Here is a 17,387-nt window from a genome sequence, read left to right on the forward strand (position 1 = left end):
AATCACAACTTTAGCTGTGCTCAATTGGCAGTCGGACTCGGAAAGTCGAGCCGAGTCCTTCCCCAGGACTTTCGGCCCAGACACTGCCGCCGTGGAGTTCCACGAGATGGCGGACGATCGCCAACCCCAGTCCCAGCCCGCCGTAATTGCGCGTAGAAGTGCTGTCAGCTTGGCGGAAGCGATCGAACACAAAGGGCAAAAACTCCTTGCTGATGCCAATTCCCGTATCGCTAACAACGATCGAAACAGAGTGAACCGGAGACGGCCCAGACAAGATGGCGCCACCCCCTGCTCCCGGTTCCCCATCCTCCGAGAGCGTGATTTCCACGCGACCCGACGGCGGCGTAAACTTAATAGCATTCGAGAGCAAATTAGACACCACCTGCTGCAAACGAGTAGCATCGCCCTTCACCAAGCTCACCCCTTCGCCACAAAAACTCACCAATTCAATTCCCCTAGCTTCAGCATCAGGGATCAGCGCCTTCACCGCCGTTTCTACAATCCGCACCAAATCCACCGGGAACAGCTTCAAACACACTTTGTTGCTCACAATCCGGGAAACATCCAGCAAATCCTCAATCATCTGAGTTTGCAACCGCGCGTTTCGCTCAATAGTCTCCAAACCCACAGCCGTTTTTTCGGCACTCATCTGGCGCTGCCGCAACATCTGGGCCCAGCCCAAAATCGCGTTCAGAGGCGTCCGCAACTCGTGAGAAAGCGTTCCTAAAAACTGGTCTTTAATCCGGTTGGCCTCCGCTGCTTCCCGGTAAAGCCGCGCATTGTCGATCGCCACCGCCGCATCCCGCGCCAAATCCTCCAGCAAAATTAAATCCTCCACCCCGCAGCGGCGGCCAGACTCCCCGCACAGCAACGAAATCACTCCCAGCGTCCGCCCGCGAGCGATCAGTGGTACGCAGATTGCCGACAGCACCTGGGATTGGGAGCGCAGCACCAACTGCAGTTCCCTGTCCGGGACAACTGCTTCGATCACCCATTGCGGTATTTCTGGGTATAGCTTCGACTCACCAGTCCGCAGCACCTTTGCTACTCCGTGCCGTCCCTGGGGGTCGAGTGGCATACGCCGATCGATTTGCCACAGCAGATCGACTTTGCTCGGATCTGAGTGAGCAACTGCTTGCAAGCGGATCGAGCCGTCGGCATCGAGCAAATGCACACAGCACCAATCCCCTAGCCCCGGTACTGTTAAATCTGCCAAACCTTGCAGCGCCTTCTCGTAATCCAGGGAAGCCGACGACAGCAAAGCCAAAGCTTGAGCGTTAAAATAGGCTGTTTGGGCCGATCGCTGGCGATCGTCAATATCGGTACAAGTCCCGAACCATTTAAGAATTTTCCCCTCAGCGTCCCGCACGGGCAATGCCCTGCCCAGATGCCAGCGGTAAGCCCCGTCAGAGGCTCGTTTAAAGCGGTATTCCACCTCGTAAGTCTTCCCCGTCTGCACCGAGGTCTTCCAGCTTTCTACAGCATCTTCCACGTCATCTGGATGCAAAACTGGCTGCCACCCCCAGCCTTGAGTTTCCTCCAGCGTCAAGCCAGTATATTCAAACCAGCGCTGGTTGTAGTAGTCGAGCCAGCCGTCGGGTCTGGCAGTCCAAACTATTTGCGGGATGGCTTCAGCGAGGACGCGGTACAACTGTTCGCTGGCTTCGGCTTCGCGACGAGCGGCCTGTTCCCGCGCCAATGCCCAATTCCGCTGTTCTTCGGCTTCTTTGCGAGCGGTGATGTCGCTAATTACGCCGATCCATTTGCAGGGATTGCCTTGTTTGTCAAGCACTGCTTTGCCCCGATCGATCCAATGGAGCAAGCCACCCCGTTGGCACTGAACGCGGTATTCCTGAAAAAATGGGGCAGCAGAACTGTCTGGCGCACTCAAATACCGATCGACTGCGACCAAAACTCGATCGCGGTCGATCGGGTGCAAGATACTGTTCCAAGCTGCTCTTGTCCTCGGAAATCCGCCTTTTGCGTACTCCAAATGTTCGTCTACGTGACCGAACCACAGCACGATGTCGGTCTCGATATCCCATTCGTAAATCAAATCACTGGCACTTTCTGCTGCAATCCGAAACCGCTCTTCAGACTGTCGCAGCACTTCCAGAAACTTAAAGCGTTCAGTCACGTCCAAAACCAGAGACAGCACCGATACCAACTGTCCCGAATCGCTGTAAAAAGCCGAATTGTACCACTCGCAGTGTACCAACGAACCCCTCTTATTATAATTGCTGTTGCGAACTACATTGCAGCGATTTTCTGGTTTTTTTAAACTATAAATTGCAGATTCTACCTCTGACAAATCGCCCTTGGAAATAAAGTTCCAGTCGCTAAAATGCTTGCCTAAAACTTCTCTTTTTTCCCAGCCAAAAATATTCTCGGCCGCCGGCGACCACCCGCTGAGACGAAAGTTTTCATCCCACTCAATCACCGCTAGGGGCGTATTTTCAAAATGAGAAGTGAGTTTTTGCAGCGCCTCGCGCAGGGATGCTTCTACTTGCTTGCGCTTAGTAATATCGCCAAAAGAAATAGCAATGCCGTCGCCCAATTTAACGGTCATAATCCGAAACCAGCCGACAATGCCTTCGCTTTCGCTGTTGTAATAAATCTCGGTATCGAGGGGAATTCCTGTTTCTGTAACTTGGACGTAACTGTCGAACAAACCGCTATATTTATGGCCCGGCAGCACTTGCAGCAATCGCTTGCCGATTAATTCCTCTGGGGTACTCTGCTGAATTTTTGCTGCAGCAGGATTGACGTATTCCCATTCAAAATCCACAATTGTGGATTCGTCGCGGATGCTGCGGAACACGTTAAAACCGTCTAGAGATAATTCCTGAAAAACGCGGAAGCGTTCTTCGCTTTCTTGCAGCTTGCCTACGGTGTCAAGCAGGAGATCCTCGACTCGCTCTCGCTGCGTTATTTCTGCAAGCAATTGCTGGTTAATTTGCTGGAGTTCGGTTGTGAGGGAGGGGACGGAATTTGTAATATCAGAGTCGGCTTGCAGTCGATCGACCTTTTCAGATTCCAGCGCCGTATTTCCTGGAAAAGAGGCCGCCCCAGCCAAAGCCAACACTTGAGAAATCCAAGGTCTCAGGGACGCTACAGCCCACAAAGAGATGATAGCGGTAACGGGGGCGATCGAACTTGACAGCCAGTAGCTGGGGTGCACCAGCATCCAAACTTGCATCAAGTAAGTTGTCCCGCCCCAGAAAAACCAGGCTCCCAATAGGATAAACCCCTTGCTCAAAGGCACGTCCCGCTGCTTCCGGGCATAGTATGTCAGAAGTGCTGGAATTGAATAATAAGCCAAGGCAATTAACACATCGCTGACCACCTGCAGTCCCATCAACTGGGGTTGCCACTGGCAACAGCCATCTTGCGGAATAAAATTGTGGTTAAATGACATAATCTTAATAAAGAGCAGCATTTCGGCTTTCCTGTGCGATCGATCTTAGTTGCACTTGTGTTGCTGACCCGCTAATTTCTAGTTTATACACAAAAAAACATAAAACAAAAGTGACTTTAGTCCGGGGAGGAAAGTTCACAGCAGGGTTTAACTAACCTGCCTGAAATATTTGTCCATTTATTGAGAGGTTTAGGGAGAGTGAGGTACTATAATTCCCAAGGAGGTACGAAATTCAATGCTATCTTTTGAATTCACAACTTACGGAAAAACAGAGCAATTGAGCGCGCTTGATGAAGAGATTACTAAAGTGCCGTTGGGTGAAACGGTTTAGCTAGCAACTGGCAATAGTCGATAAATTCATCTTTATTGAATCTATTTTTTGATAAGTTTGCAGATTCAGAAATCCCTTCAACATAGGAGAATCGACCTCTACTTGGAGGCTCAGAAATCCTGCCGGAGCAGATTGATGCTTAGAGCGCAGCATCCCCGCCTCTGGCGCTGGAATCAAAACTAATCTGTACCTGTATCAAAGTCTACTAAATTCTGCTACTACATCGGTTAATGTCACAGATTATGTTCCAGTAAAATTTCTGAAACCATCTCGAATGAAACATCCATGCGCTTAGAGCAGCTTCAAGCATTTCTTTCAGTGGCTGAAACTGGTAGCTTTCAGCAAGCGGCCCGGAAGTGTGGCGTTACCCAATCGACTATTAGCCGCCAAGTGCAGGGATTAGAAGCGGAAGTGGGTTTGTCGCTGTTTCACCGCACGGCCCACGCGAAACTGACTGTGGGAGGGGAATGCCTACTGCCTCACGCTCGCAAAATCTGTCAGACTTGGCGAAATGCTGCTGAAGAATTGGGAGACTTACGGGCAGGAAAGCAGCCGGAACTCTGCGTGGCGGCGATTCATTCGGTTTGCGCTGCTTATTTGCCACCTGTGCTGCAAAAGTTTTGCCGCGACTATCCAGACGTGCAATTGCGAGTGACTGCCCTCGGGAGCGATCGAGCTCTGAAAGTCCTCAAAGACGGTTTGGTTGACATCGCTGTGGTGATGAACAACCGCCATTTTACTCAAGCCCCGGAAATGTTGGTTGAGGTGCTCTACAATGAGCCGATCGAGGTGTTGATGGCGGCGGGTCATCCCCTGGCACAGTACGATCGAGTACCTTGGCCGGAATTGATTTGTTACCCGCAAGTGGTGTTTAAGGACGGGTACGGAATGCAGCGGATGGTGCAAGAACAATTTGGACGCATCGGTGCTAAACTTCATGCTGTTTTGGAACTCAACACTCTTGATGCTTTTCGGGGTGTGGTGCGACAGGGAGAATTGATTGCTTTGCTGCCGCATTCAGCTTTGGTGGAGGCGAAGGGCGATCGTACTTTAGCAATTCGGTCGATCGCCCCAGAGCGCTCAAATTCCAAGGTTTCGACGATCGGTCAATTGGCCGCAGATCCCACTTGGACTCGCGAAGTGGTATTGGTGACAACTCACGATCGAATGCAAATTCCGCCGATCGCCCATTTCTGGAATTTGGTACGCGAATTTGTGCCGCCATTTGATGTAATCAACCTAGAAAAATCAGGGAGTTAATACCATTTTAGATATTATATTTTATATTTTAGATTGGGAATGACTGATGAAATAAGGGTTTGGACATTTCCAACAATTGCCTTCTTTTTGGGAACTGGTATAATTCGATAATTTTGAATAGATAGTTCTGAAATTTAAATTTAAAACGGTTCAAATACTACCAATTACCCCTTACCAATTACCAACTTCAAATGTTATGAGTGACGCATTTAGAGAATTGCTGCGAAAAATTGGCAGCGGAGTACACACAGGAGAAAACTTAACTCGCTCGGAAGCAGCAGCAGCCACGCGGATGATGCTGCTGGGGGAAGCAACACCAGCTCAAATAGGAGCTTTTATGATTTCCCACCGCATTAAACGGCCCACTGGGGAAGAATTAGCGGGAATGCTCGATGCTTATGAAGAATTGGGGCCCCTTCTTGCCCCCCCAAACCGAGAAAAAGGGTTTTCCGTCTCTACCGTCGCCGTGTTTGGCGTTGCTTACGACGGGCGATCGCGCACGGCTCCAATTAGCCCAATAACCGCCCTAATTTTAGCCGCATCTGGCGTCCCAACCCTCATGCACGGCGGGGATACCATGCCAACCAAGGAAGGCATTCCCCTGATTGAAATTTGGCGCGGTTTGGGAGTTGACTGGAGAAAACTGAGTTTAGAAAAAGTCCAGCAAGTTTTTGACAATACGGGTTTGGGTTTTGTGTACCTTCCCAAGCATTTTCCTCAAGCCGCCGCTTTAGTGCCCTACCGCCGCGAAATTGGAAAACGGCCACCTTTTTCGACAATGGAGTTGATGTGGTGTCCCTGTGCCGGCGATGTTAACGTTATATCGGGCTACGTCCACCCGCCGACAGAAGGTATGTTTCAAAAAGCCTTTGACTTGCGGGGAATCAAAAATTATACCACAGTCAAAGGATTGGAGGGAAGCTGCGATTTGCCGCGCGATCGTACTGCGATTATCGGCATTGCTAAGCCGGATGCCGAGTTTGAACGACTGCTTTTGGCCCACGGAGATTACGGTTTTAGCAACACAAATCCGGCATTTGAATCAACCTCTGAGTTATTAAAACAAATGCAGGAAGTGTTGCTTGGAAAACCCTCAGAAGTGATGCAGTCCGCTATCTGGAACGGCGGATTTTATCTGTGGCGCAGCGGAGTTTGTTTGGATATGAGCTCGGGTTTGATTGAGGCAGAAACTTTATTAAGTCGGGGTCAAGTCGTGCAAAAACTTGAGGAAGTTAGCCAAGCCGTTAGTGTTTTGAGTTGACAGTTGACAGTTGACTACTGACTACTTACTACTGACTACTAGACATCTCCAATAATTATTGTGGAACAGGCATCTTGCCTGTTCAAAACAGACAATTCTTGCGATAACTAATGACTACTGACTACTGACTACTGACTACTGACTACTGACTACTGACTAATGACTAATCATAAAATTGCCGTAATTGTGCTTGCAGGCGGCCAAAGTTCGCGGATGGGTAGGGATAAAGCTCTACTGGAAATAGAGGGCAAATCCCTCTTGCAGCGGGCGTTGGAAGTTGCCGCAGTTGTAACCCCCGAAGTTTATGTTCTGACTGCTTGGCCCGATCGCTATCGATCGACCTTAACCGAAACATCCCAATTTCTGGTAGAGTACAATCCGGGATCCGGGCCCTTGGTTGCATTGACTCAGGGATTGACAGAAATTGCCGCCGAGTGGATTTTACTGTTAGCTTGCGATTTGCCTTTGTTGGATGCCCAGATTATTCAGAATTGGGCAAGTCAGTTAACAGAGTTTCCCCCATCAACTTTAGCAGTTGTCCCTTATCAAAATTCGCGCTGGGAGCCTTTGTGCGGCTTCTACCGCCAACAATCTCTGCCCAGCTTGCAAAGTTTTATTGACAAAGGAGGACGTTCCTTTCAAGTTTGGTTAAATCAAATACCCGCAATCCCTTTACCTGTAGGGGAACGAGAAGCAGTAATGTTATCGAATTGCAATACATTAGAAGAGTTTGAGCAATTAAAAGGTAAAATGAGTAACTGTTGACTTTTGACAGTTGACAGTTAACTGACTAATTACTAATTACTATTTACTAATGATTAACCAATATTGGTTGCTCGATCGCGATATAACTTTCCTCAATCACGGCTCTTTTGGGGCCTGTCCGATTCCCGTACTCGAAGCGCAAACCATTTTTCGAGAACAACTGGAAAGAGAACCATTGCGCTTTTTACTGCGGGAATTTGAACCCTTGTTGGATAATGCGAGAAATCAGTTAGCAGCATTTCTCGGTGCGAGTGAGGATGACTTGGCTTTTGTGCCGAATGCGACGACGGGAGTAAATGCAGTTTTGCGATCGCTCTGTTTTTCTCCGGGCGACGAATTGCTAACTACAAATCAGGAATACAACGCTTGCCGCAACACACTTAATTTTGTAGCCGAGCGTACAGGCGCTAAAGTAATAGTAGCAGAAGTCCCCTTTCCCATTGAGTCACCCGACCAAGTTATTGAAGCAATAATTAAGTGCGTTTCACCGCAAACAAAGTTAGCCTTATTAGACCACGTTGTCAGCCAAACAGGTTTAATTTTTCCCATCAAACAGTTAGTCGGCGAGTTAGCTAACCGTGGCGTGGATGTATTGGTAGACGGAGCTCACGCGCCGGGAATGGTAGCACTGAATTTAGAGGAAATTGGCGCAGCTTATTATACGGGAAATTGCCACAAGTGGCTGTGCGCGCCGAAAGGTGCGGGCTTTTTATACGTGCGGCGCGACAAACAAAATGCCATTCGGCCAACTACAATCAGTCACGGTGCTAACTCGCCCCGTGCTGATAAATCGCGCTTTCAACTAGAATTTGACTGGATGGGAACAGTCGATCCTAGCCCCTATTTGTGCGTGCCTGTAGCTATTGATTTTATGGGTTCTTTGTTGAGCGGCGGCTGGCCGGAATTGATGGCAAAGAATCATGCTTTAGCATTGGCTGGAAGAAAAATATTGGCGGACAAATTAGATTTGCCGCTACCTTGTCCTGATGAAATGGTGGGTTCGATGGCTGTTGTGCCGCTGCTAGACTCCCAGTCTGATGTGGTTGCAAAGGGAGGAATTCCACCTTTGCAAGAGGCGCTGTGGGAGATTTTTAAAATTGAAGTTCCGGTGATTCCTTGGCCGAATGCTAGTAAGCAGTTGGTGAGGATTTCGGCTCAATTATACAATACTTTGCCGCAGTATCAATATTTAGCTAATGCCCTGGTTGAGCTGACGAGAATTTGAGCGGGATTTTCCCGAAAAGAAACATCACACCCAGCTACAAATAGTTATAGTTTGGTAGTTAGGGTGTCGGTTCTCATAGTTGGGATGAATACAGACTATTTGTCCTTACTATAAACGTAGTAATGGTTATACAAATAGGCACCATAAGAGTAAAAATCCTGGCAGTAATCACCTTTATTTCTGTTTAATTGGGATACTATTTATACTAATTCTCAAAACTCATGCAACAGTAGCTGTAGGGTGCGTCGCCACCTGCCAATCCTAAAAAAGAGCGACAATCTCCAAGCGACGCACCTTACCTGAAGCGTGAGCGTAAACAAACCAAAAACTCATAATTGTTGCAAGAGTTTGGAGAATTGGTATTACATAAAATAAAAAAAGCCACAAAAATAGATTTAAAACCCCATCGCTCTCAACTTCACCAATCCGCCCAAACCGAATAAAATTGGTAAATAACCCGCGAAAATTCCTAAGTTAAAACAGGGTTGTCAAAGCGGATAGCGCACAACTTCCGCGCCACAGAATATAATGTATCAACAGTTGCATTTTTGCAGACAAAAAAAGGAAATGAAAAGAGGCGAATACCATGTCCAATGCCATGATGGTAATTTACCCCTATCGCGAACAGTACACCTGGGTTTTTGACGACGAGCGAGTCGGACTTGTCCGAGAACCATTTGTTCAGGGCGTCCCCGAAATGATTAACGCGCTTGTCGCAGACATTCCCAATGCCGCCCAAGGTTTCCGACTTTTATTTTCAGCCAATCCATTTCCCGGATATCAAGCAGAAATGCTGTGGTTGAAAGCAGAATACGGCGGTAACTGGTATCGGTGGGAATCGAAAAATCTCGAAGGCTGGCTGTGTCCGGCTATGTTCAAATACTTCCCAGAAGCACCGCCCAAGTTTTACTGCAAAGCTGAAAAACTGCAATAACCAACAGCAAGTCTATGAAAAACTTGTCAATTTTTAAAAGAGACTTTGTTACACCAGTCGCTGAAATCTCTCGAAAAAAGCCTAAATTCTTCCTGTATATAGTGGGGCTATTTTTCCTAGTTTTCACAGCCGCCATCTCGGCTACATTGGGTGCAATTACCGCCCTTTTAGCTCCCGTGGAACCGCCAATTATCAATAGAGTATTAGAGGCGACGGGCTTTGACTATCTATCCTCCAACCGCTCTGGATACCGCCTGTCGCGGTCAGTTAATATCTTGATATTGGGAATTGACGCCATGCCAGAATCTGCTGCCAATTCCCCTAAGATATTTAACGGCCGCAGCGATACGATACTCTTATTTCACCTCGAACCTAGAGATAAATCTATTAGTTTACTTTCAGTTCCACGAGATACTAAAGTCGAAGTTCCCGGAATTAGATTCAGCAAAATTAGCGAAGCTAATGCTACGGGAGGAGCAGCTTTGGCGACGCAATTAGTTAGCAGTATGCTGAACAATACGAAAATTGAAAGATACGTGCGAGTCAGCAGCAATGCGTTTCGGGAATTAGTCGATTTGTTGGGCGGAGTTGAGGTATTTGTACCTCGCGCGATGTCCTATACAGATACTGCCCAAAAGTTAAAAATAAACTTAGGCCAGGGATGGCAAACTCTCAACGGAGAACAAGCAGAACAATTTGCTCGATTTCGCAACGATGGTTTAGGAGATATTGGCCGCATTCAGCGGCAGCAATCTTTAATTCAAGCTATTCGGGACCGCCTCGCAAGTCCATCAGCATTGGTGCGCTTGCCACAAATTGTTCGATTGATGCAAAAATATGTGGATACAAACCTAAGTTATGAGGAAATATTGACGCTAGCCAATTTCGGTTTGCAATTGGAGCGAGATAATTTTAAAATGGTAATGTTGCCTGGACGTTCTAGTTCAGAAACAGGGGATTTGAGGAGTTATTGGATTGTAGATGTTCTCGGGCGCGATCGCATTATGACACAATACTTGAACCAGAGCGTGCCGGATTTTGAACAAGGACGATTTCGCAACCCAACCGAGTCCCTGTTGCCCAAAAACCTCAAAATATCTGTCCAAAACGCTTCTAGCAAACCGACAAGCGCAAAAAACGTTGCTGAATTTCTCACAAAAAAGGGATTTTTTAATGTATCTGTAGTGCAGGATGCGCCCCAAAAGCAGCGTCAAAGTCAAATTATTGTTCAGCAAGGCGATTTAGAGGCAGCGAATCTACTGCAAAAAGAGTTAGGCGGCGGTAAACTTGAAGCATCTTCTACCGGTGAAATTAATTCTGACTTGACGCTTCGCGTTGGCGAAGATTGGGTAAAGCGATTTTAATTAGTCATGAGTCATTAGTCATGAGTCATCAGTCATTAGTCAACAGTCAACAGTCAACAGTTAACAGTTAACAGTCATTAGTCAACAGTCAACAGTCTACTATGCCCAATTCCCCATTCCCATCATCATGAAAAGTGTTTTCCGAATATTTCTGAGCCTGGTTTTAAGTTTAGTGTTGGCTTTGGGGTGGGTGCTGCTGAGTGCTACTCCAGCATTTGCCCTACCAAAAACAAATATTAATTACACAAATATTAATTTGTCCGATCGCGATTTTTCCAACTCTGATTTAGCGGGGGGAACATTTGTCGCTGCGGAAATGCGGGGAACAAACTTTCAAGGTGCTGATTTAACTAATGCGATTTTGACTAAGGGAGTTTTGCTGAATGCAAACTTGTCAGGTGCCAACCTCTCCGGCGCTTTGGCAGATAGAGTTACATTCGACGGCGCTAATTTGACAAATGCTAATTTTTCCGAGGCAATTATGACTCGAACTCGGTTTTTTGATGCTGCAATTTCCGGCGCTGACTTTACTGACGCGATTATCGACGCTTATCAAGTGACTCTCCTGTGCGAGAAAGCAGATGGTGTCAATCCCGTGACGGGAGTTTCTACTCGCGAAAGTTTGGGATGTCCGTAGGAATTCACACTTAAAGAAAATCCCTGGCTAATTATTTGATTAGATGCACCTGTAGGAAAGTGAAATACACAAATTAAAGCCCCTCTCCTGCAAGGCGAGGGGTTTGAGGAAATTTCCCATTATCGGCTCTATCGAGCGCTACAAATGTCTGTGCTGGCAGTACCAACTACCAAATCGGAATTCAACAGCAAATCTAGATCGGTGTCGGGATTAACAGCATACAAATCGACTTTATCTCGACCCAAAAATACCCCGATCAAAGTCCCGATTCCCGCACCGCCGAGCACCTCTTCAGTTGCGATCGCCCGATCGCCCGTAACACCTGCAATCGCCGCCGCTGCTGCTGCACCCAACGCCGTATTCTTAACCAGATTACCAACATTAACGCCCTTGGTAACAGTTTCTTTCCTAGTAATCACTTGCGAAGTGGCATTGAGAGGCACTCTGCTCCCGTTGAGTATACTTAATTCTTGAGCCACAAACTGAACGCCCGATGCAGTCGATCGCAATTCGCCGCTAATTTTCGAGCCTTCGGGTATCAACACTTGGCCATTACTTCCCGTGATATCCGCAGCTACAGTCAGCGTAATCGGAGACTTGTCATTAGGGGCGAGCAAAATCTTGCCTTTTGTGTACTCGATTGGGATAGTCACCCCCCTGGGAATTTGCACAGCAACCGACTCGCTAACATCAATCTTAGCAATGTAAGGAGAATTAATTGGTCTTGCTTGATTGGTACTCACTAATGTTTGATAGATAAAAGCAGCTACTTCAGCTCGTGTTGCTGACTTGTTAGGTTTGAGAGATTTAGGATTGGGATAGCTGACAACTAACTGTTTTTCAGTAGCCGCAGCAACGCTTTTGACAGCATAACTTTGAATCTCACCCGCATCATTATAGTAGCTGAGAACATCTTGAAAATCGCACCTAGGCTCATAGCCCATGCCGTTATTTAAAGCGACTACAACTTGAACGCGAGGAATCTGCTGTGTCGGCCTAAAAACATTGCCGGGATAGCCAGACATCCATCCCATTTCGTAAGCTTCGGCGATCGCCCCGCTTGCCCAAAAATTAGACGGAACATCGGCAAACCGCACAGCATCGCGGGTTTTTGCCTTTTTCACCGAACGGATCATTGCCGCAAATTCAGCCCGCGTTACCGGTGCATCCGGGCGGAAAGTGCGATCGGGAAATCCTTTGATAATTCCTCTTTCTGACAAATCTTGGATAAAGTCTTTTGCCCAGTAGTTATTATTAACATCCGAAAAAGCTGTCTGAGCAAAAGCAGGCGCGGGAGTTAGCATCGGCGCTGCGGTTCCGGCAACTGTTCCCAGTGTTAATAAAACAGATGTACCAGATTTAATGCGATGTAATACAGACATTTTTGATTCTCCAATTTACACAAGTTTTTTATTGAGGAGAACTAAGCTTTTGATAGGCTGATTGATTCTGCCCAACTTGCTCTTTCCCTCGGTTATGTAATCATTATTGAAGAATTTTACTTATGGTGCGGGGAAGATACGGTCTTTTAAAATAAATATTTTTATGGTGATTGGGTAATTTTAAAATGCTTAAATTCCTTAAAATCCTTATGTTGCTTATCTCCCTTATCTACCTTGAAATTATAGAGTTCTGGATGCAGAGCCTTTATATGTAGGGGCGGTGCCAAGAGCGCCCGCCCTCACTCGACTAGATTAATGACTAATAACTAATAACTAATGACTACTATCTAATGACTACCGACTACTGACAACTAACTAATGACTAATACTTGCGATCGGTTCCCAACTTGTCACATCTTCAAATAAAGATTGATACCCCGCTGCATTGGGATGCAGCCCATCTGCAATCAAGCGCGATCGCCACCAATCACTGCCCCGATTTATCCATTTATCAAAAATATCTAAATAGGGAATTCCCCGCAACTGACAAGCTAATTTTGTTGCTTCTTTATACTGATATTGGTCGGCATGATTGTAATACAAACAATCTTGAAAAGGCATTTTACTTTCATCCACCGGCACCATCCCGACAAATATCACCGGACAAAGTTGTTGGGACAGGTTTAACAAATGATCCAAAACAGTTTTAAAATGTTCAAAATCAGTGTAGCTGCGCCCGGTAGGCGACTGTACTCTCGCCGAATCGTTGAGGCCTACCGAAAGAATAATCGCATCCGGGAAACGGTTTCTGAGCTCGCCACGGTGGCGAAACTCGTTTTCGAGCCGCTGGGAGACTTGATAGGCCCGATCGCCCCGAACGCCCAAATTGTATAAAACGTGTCCTGCACTCTCCGGTAACATCCACTGGCGCCGCAATCTTTCCACCCAACCTCCACCTACACCGTCGCCGAAACCGTAGATTAAGCTGTCACCGAAAGCAACCAATTTGAGGGGATGAGAATTTCCCCGATGCAAGTGACCAAAGGAATAGGCTGTTGCTACCTGCATAAGTAATGATACTCAGTTAATAAATTATGAATCTTGACATACTAGACTAGAATGTAACATTACATAAAGTAGGGAGTCTCATGGTTAAGCGTCCAACTTTCGATTCAACTCAGCTAACCCGTCGGGCGGAAGAGTTGATTAACGGTGCATCCAACCGCTATCGGATTACGGTGCAGGTGGCGAACCGCGCAAAACGCCGTCGATATGAAGATTTTGACAATATGGACGACCATCAAATGAAACCTGTAATGCGGGCGATATTTGAGATGTCGGATGAACTGACTCAGCCGGAAATTATCGGAGACATCTAGAGTTGGGGAGTTTTGAGTTTTGAGTGGTGAATTGCGAGTAATTTTTTTAAACTCCACACTCAAAACTTTCTTAAACTAGACTTGGGTGCGCGGGAGGAGAAACCCGGTTGATTCCTAGTTCCCTTGTTAAAAAAACTCTGATGTTTCTAATAAACCGGGTTGAGGATCGTAAATCCTAAAATTAGAAACTAGGACATCTGCTTGGGGGTAAGTTTATGAAATTATTCTATTTTTGAAATTATTGTCAAAACCGTGAATAGATTAAAGCAGGGCTTAAGTTTTCTCTTGGTTACTTTGAGTGTAGCGATTTTCACGCTTTTGAGTTGGGTATTGGAATCCGGGGAACTGAGTATGTCGGCTTTGGAACCTTCGCTGCTGCGGAGTTCTGAGTCTGTATCAGTGCAGCGGGTGGCTCAACAATCTGCGCCGCCGCAAGTGAGGGTGCAAGATGCGTGGAAATTGGTGTACGAAAAATTGCCGGATTTCCCGATCGAAAATAACTACATTTCTAAGGAAACTGGAAAAGTCGATCCTACCAATACTTTAGTCGGGCGGTTCATTCGATATCACGTATTTGTCAAAGGACGGCCGCCCAATTACCGCTTTGATTGGAAGTTGAGTTTAGCTGACTATTTGGGGGCGACTCCAGATTATTTGGTGGAAAGTGTTTATCCGGGAAAAGACCTTTTGCGCTCAAATCCAATGGAACAGGATCGCGCTGCTATTCAAAAGTTAAATAGAGCACAGCGGGATGCTTTGGTTGAAGCTTTGGTTGATGTTTTTACGGAGAATTCCGGGCGTGGGCGCACACCTGCGGGGGAAAAACCACAAGGGCGATCGAATTCACCGGAGATACCGCAGCCCCAGCCGGGAGATGCGAAGTTGCTGGCACCGTAATACTTATGGATACAGAAACCGAGTTTTTTACGGAAATATTGCATTTAAGCTTTTAACACAGGTAAAAAACCCGGTTTCTTTCGTTTCGTATTTATGGGTAAGCCTACTAATCTAAAATCCAAAATCTAAAATCTAAAATCCCTTAATGGTGGAACGTGTAATTAAAACCGATGTTGGGTGGCGTTTGGGATGGAACCCGGAGGCCCAGGAGTTTAAGGGTTTGGTAGCTGGCGACGGTTGGGCGATCGAACTCACAGAGGCTGAGTTAAACGATTTTTGCCGATTGTTGGGGCAATTGGCCGGCACCATGAGTCAAATGGCCTCTGAGTTAATGGACGAGGAAAAAATAGCCATTGAAGCCGAAAGCGACTTGCTGTGGGTGCAGGTGGAAGGCTATCCCGAAGCTTACAGCGTGCAGTTGATCCTGAATGCTGGCAGGAGGTGCGAGGGTTTTTGGCCGGCGGCTGCGGTTCCGACTTTGGTGCAGGCCGCAAAAGTTTTAAAAGTTTTTTGACTTTTTCGGGAATTCTATGCTAAGCTGTTAAAGCTGTCGGGGCGTAGCGCAGCTTGGTAGCGCACTACTTTGGGGTAGTAGGGGTCGTGGGTTCAAATCCCGCCGCTCCGATTGTGATAAAACCTTCTCATAGAGAAGGTTTTGTTGTTTTAGGGCCGGCGATGCAGCTCTTAACATTCTCAATTAGGGGCATGGGCCCAGAAACAAGAATCAATCTCTGCTTCCGAACAGTCTATAGCTGTATCCTCAAATTCAAAGGCTTTGCGATTGCTTCGCGACCCTCACAATGAAATTAATCATAAAAAAATGGCGTTTGTACTTGACAAACGCCATTTTATAGTATTACAAACGTGGCGTCTTATCTTGTTTAAACGACGCTAACAATTCGCGAATTTGGTCGGCCGCAATCTCGCGCCCGCCCAAACCAAAAGCTAGAGCAATGCCAACTGCGATCGCCCCAAGCAGGAGCCCGAAAGCCAAATTCACAATATCGCTGCCAATGCCCATCTGTTGCAGCGCCAAGGCTGAAACAAAGGCAATAATCGCAACCCGAGCCGCTTGGCCCAAAAGCCGCGCTTGGCGAGTTCCAGAACTGGCAATCAAACTAAACGCCAGATTCGCCAAATACAAGCCGATCGCAAATACCACCAAACCGGCTAGCACCCTACCTGCAACCAGGACAATACCGCTAACAATAGCCGTCAGCGCTGGAATTTGCAGCACGTCGGTAGCAGCCACCACTGCAAACAGCAGGATGCCCACCTGCACCACAATGCCGACCAACTCAGAAGGCGTGCGGGCCGGAATTTCCGGTTCCTGAAGAATCGTTGCGTCGGGATCGATCGAACTTGGCGGTAGCCTCAGCGACTGTTTCGGTGCCTGCACTCCCAACCAAGAAAAGACATTGTTAAAGCCAATTCCGGTCAGGATATTAGTAACCAAATCGCCTACCCAGCGGCCCAAAATGTAAGCAAGCGCCAGAATCAGCGCCGCCGTGAATATTTTGGGAACCGCGCCCAAAATGTCGTTGAGCATCGCGACAGCAGGCTGCGAAATCGCTTGAATGTCCAAAGCGTTCAGAGCTGCGATCGCGGTTGGAATCAAAATCAAAACATAGACGATCGTACCGACAATCCACGACAGCGATTGTCCGCCCGAAGTCCGCGAAATTCCAAACCGAGCACCCAAACCGTCTGCCCCAGCAGCCGCCAACAGATTCGTGACAATCCGCCGCACCACCATAGCCAGCAGCCAGCCCACAAACCCAATCAGCACAGCTTCCAGAATTTTCGGAATTGCCGCCAGAATTTGGTTGAGTAAATTATTAACCGGCAGCAGAGCCTGCTGCATTTCCAGTGAGTCGAGAATCAGTGGCAAAAACAGCAGAAAAATGAACCAGTACAGCGCATTCGCCACAGTATCGCTCAGCAGCAAAGGGCGCTCAGTGGGCGCTGCGCCCACCTCTTGATTCAAGCGCTCGTCCACGTTAAAAGCGCGCATTGCCCGCGATACTGCCATTTTGGCGACTGTCGCCAACACCCAAGCAATCCCCAACCAAATTAGCGCGCCGGCTAACTTCGGCAAGAAACCGGTAATTTGATTGAGAAAAGTATTGAGGGGTTGCGAGACAGCCGTGAGATTCAGCCGGTTGAAAAAGGCAATTAGGAAAAAGACAAAAATGATCCAGAAAACCGCTGCGGAAATCCATTTTTCCACTTGCGGGGCTCCAGATCCTTCCGGGCGGCCGGTAATCCAAGTAGCCAGCCGGTTGTCGAGCGTAGTTTTCTTGAGCAATCCCCCCACTAAAGATGAGACGAGGGCTGATACTATCAAGCCAATGAGCAGGATACCGACGGCCCAGAGGAGATTTTCAATGTTTGAGCCCTGAAGGAAATTGTTAATTCCGCGTTCCGCATCTGTCAGGGGATTTGCGGGCTGGGCCTGGGCCAAAAGGCGATCGGACAAAGCCGCTATGGGGCCCGATATGGGTTGAGTTGTTTCTTGCCAAGTTTCATTCATT

At 47.4% G+C, this 17,387-nt stretch carries 14 protein-coding genes and 1 tRNA gene; 11 read left to right on the forward strand and 4 right to left on the reverse strand.

Annotated elements, in window-relative coordinates; translation table 11 throughout:
• Positions 1-10 precede the first annotated feature (10 nt).
• Entirely contained in the window at positions 11-3,439 is a 3,429-nt protein-coding gene (locus QUB51_RS23040; RefSeq protein WP_333263548.1) for a PAS domain S-box protein, read from the reverse strand.
• A 595-nt stretch (positions 3,440-4,034) separates the two neighbouring features.
• Between QUB51_RS23040 and QUB51_RS23045 the strand changes: the two genes are divergently transcribed.
• From QUB51_RS23045 to QUB51_RS23075, 7 genes are all read left to right on the forward strand, one after another.
• Positions 4,035-5,009 (forward strand): LysR family transcriptional regulator, encoded by a 975-nt coding sequence (locus QUB51_RS23045; RefSeq protein ID WP_333057590.1) that lies wholly within the window; start codon positions 4,035-4,037, stop codon positions 5,007-5,009.
• A gap of 196 nt (positions 5,010-5,205) precedes the next feature.
• Entirely contained in the window at positions 5,206-6,270 is a 1,065-nt protein-coding gene (locus QUB51_RS23050) for an anthranilate phosphoribosyltransferase family protein (RefSeq protein ID WP_333057588.1), read from the forward strand.
• A gap of 159 nt (positions 6,271-6,429) precedes the next feature.
• Positions 6,430-7,035: a molybdenum cofactor guanylyltransferase gene (locus tag QUB51_RS23055; RefSeq protein ID WP_333057586.1), complete on the forward strand. Its 606-nt coding sequence runs from the start codon at positions 6,430-6,432 to the stop codon at positions 7,033-7,035.
• Positions 7,036-7,084: 49 nt separating this feature from the next.
• Positions 7,085-8,260: an aminotransferase class V-fold PLP-dependent enzyme gene (locus QUB51_RS23060; RefSeq protein WP_333057584.1), complete on the forward strand. Its 1,176-nt coding sequence runs from the start codon at positions 7,085-7,087 to the stop codon at positions 8,258-8,260.
• A 586-nt stretch (positions 8,261-8,846) separates the two neighbouring features.
• Positions 8,847-9,194 (forward strand): DUF6717 family protein, encoded by a 348-nt coding sequence (locus tag QUB51_RS23065; RefSeq protein ID WP_015175132.1) that lies wholly within the window; start codon positions 8,847-8,849, stop codon positions 9,192-9,194.
• Positions 9,195-9,208: 14 nt separating this feature from the next.
• On the forward strand, positions 9,209-10,558 hold the full coding sequence (locus QUB51_RS23070; protein WP_333263551.1) for an LCP family protein: 1,350 nt from the start codon (positions 9,209-9,211) through the stop codon (positions 10,556-10,558).
• Between the two features lie 127 nt (positions 10,559-10,685).
• Positions 10,686-11,195 (forward strand): pentapeptide repeat-containing protein, encoded by a 510-nt coding sequence (locus tag QUB51_RS23075; protein WP_333057582.1) that lies wholly within the window; start codon positions 10,686-10,688, stop codon positions 11,193-11,195.
• A gap of 128 nt (positions 11,196-11,323) precedes the next feature.
• Here QUB51_RS23075 and QUB51_RS23080 read toward each other — a convergent pair whose 3' ends face one another.
• Together QUB51_RS23080 and QUB51_RS23085 are read right to left on the reverse strand one after the other, a co-directional pair.
• Positions 11,324-12,577 carry an S-layer homology domain-containing protein gene (locus QUB51_RS23080; protein WP_333057581.1) on the reverse strand — a complete coding sequence of 418 codons (1,254 nt, stop codon included), beginning with the start codon at positions 12,575-12,577 and terminating at the stop codon, positions 11,324-11,326.
• A gap of 375 nt (positions 12,578-12,952) precedes the next feature.
• Positions 12,953-13,645 carry a GDSL-type esterase/lipase family protein gene (locus QUB51_RS23085; protein ID WP_333057579.1) on the reverse strand — a complete coding sequence of 231 codons (693 nt, stop codon included), beginning with the start codon at positions 13,643-13,645 and terminating at the stop codon, positions 12,953-12,955.
• A gap of 80 nt (positions 13,646-13,725) precedes the next feature.
• Between QUB51_RS23085 and QUB51_RS23090 the strand changes: the two genes are divergently transcribed.
• From QUB51_RS23090 to QUB51_RS23105, 4 genes are all read left to right on the forward strand, one after another.
• Complete coding sequence (locus tag QUB51_RS23090) at positions 13,726-13,956, forward strand: DNA-directed RNA polymerase subunit omega (protein WP_015175138.1); 231 nt, start codon at positions 13,726-13,728, stop codon at positions 13,954-13,956.
• Positions 13,957-14,241: 285 nt separating this feature from the next.
• The gene (locus QUB51_RS23095; RefSeq protein WP_333240793.1) at positions 14,242-14,853 is read left to right on the forward strand and encodes a hypothetical protein; all 612 of its coding nucleotides are present in this window, start codon (positions 14,242-14,244) and stop codon (positions 14,851-14,853) included.
• Positions 14,854-14,998: 145 nt separating this feature from the next.
• Positions 14,999-15,367, forward strand: a complete 369-nt coding sequence (locus QUB51_RS23100; protein ID WP_333057576.1) for a DUF1818 family protein — start codon at positions 14,999-15,001, stop codon at positions 15,365-15,367.
• A 37-nt stretch (positions 15,368-15,404) separates the two neighbouring features.
• Positions 15,405-15,478 (forward strand) — tRNA-Pro (locus QUB51_RS23105).
• A gap of 231 nt (positions 15,479-15,709) precedes the next feature.
• On the opposite strand, the gene QUB51_RS23110 is transcribed toward QUB51_RS23105, so the two are convergent.
• A complete protein-coding gene (locus QUB51_RS23110; protein ID WP_333211568.1) occupies positions 15,710-17,386 on the reverse strand; it encodes a mechanosensitive ion channel in 1,677 nt (558 codons plus the stop codon).
• Position 17,387 lies beyond the last annotated feature (1 nt).

Source organism: Microcoleus sp. AT8-A3 (assembly GCF_036705675.1).
In the GTDB taxonomy this organism is placed as follows: Bacteria; Cyanobacteriota; Cyanobacteriia; order Cyanobacteriales; family Microcoleaceae; genus Microcoleus.